The sequence below is a fragment of the Flavobacterium aerium genome, assembly GCF_030766725.1.
In the GTDB taxonomy this organism is placed as follows: domain Bacteria; phylum Bacteroidota; class Bacteroidia; order Flavobacteriales; family Flavobacteriaceae; genus Flavobacterium; species Flavobacterium aerium.
In genome coordinates this window covers 1-375 of sequence record NZ_JARQWR010000047.1, presented here as the reverse complement: position 1 = coordinate 375, position 375 = coordinate 1, and the positions used below count along the sequence as shown (strand labels likewise).

At 40.3% G+C, this 375-nt stretch carries 1 protein-coding gene; it reads right to left on the bottom strand.

What is annotated here, in order from left to right; genetic code table 11:
• The coding region (locus P6733_RS17925; protein WP_459553646.1) for an Ig-like domain-containing protein at window positions 1-375 on the bottom strand (375 nt) is incomplete at both ends.

Sequence of the window (375 nt, the reverse complement as noted above, 5' to 3'; positions counted from 1 at the left end):
AAGTAGCACTCGCGTACCACTGAACCTGTGTTCCTGTTACATTTAAACTTGCAATAGTAGTGTTATCAATTTCACAGAAAGTCTGTGTTGCTTGTGTTGTGGTTGGTGCTTCTGTTTTAGTAATAACTACAGTTATCGCTAAACGTGTTGCACTCTCACAAGAGTCTGCTGTTTGAGAAGCGTAATACGTTGCTCCATCTACTAAAGCAGTTGTTGTAGCTAGAGGAGTTGTTGAAGTAGCACTCGCGTACCACTGAACCTGTGTTCCTGTTACTTGTAAACTTGCAATAGTAGTGTTATCAATTTCACAGAAGGTCTGTGTTGTTTGTGTTGTTGTTGGTGCTTCTGTTTTAGTAATAACTACCGTTACCGCTA